This window comes from Streptomyces pyxinicus (assembly GCF_024753135.1).
Classification (GTDB): domain Bacteria; phylum Actinomycetota; class Actinomycetes; order Streptomycetales; family Streptomycetaceae; genus Streptomyces; species Streptomyces pyxinicus.
In genome coordinates, this window is record NZ_JANUGP010000087.1 from 1 (window position 1) to 237 (window position 237).

A 237-nucleotide genomic window follows, 5' to 3' on the forward strand; every position below is an offset into this window, starting at 1 on the left:
CCGGCACGATCCCGCGCACCGGCGGGAACACCATCCCCTCCTCGCCGTCCGCGCAGTCCAGCGCCACCCCGCAGGGCACCCCGGCCGCCGGAACCGCCACATCCAGCAGCCGGGCACCGAGAACCCTCTGGTACGTCCACTCACGCGCCGCCTCACCACGCGCCACCGCGTACCGGGCCAGCGCCTGCTCGTCGGAGAAGGCCAGGAGGAAACGGATGCCGTTGACGTCCGCCGTCA

The 237-nt window shown here is 73.4% G+C and carries 1 pseudogene; it reads right to left on the reverse strand.

What is annotated here, in order from left to right:
- Positions 1–237, reverse strand: a pseudogene (locus NX794_RS35855) (hypothetical protein); the annotation flags it as partial.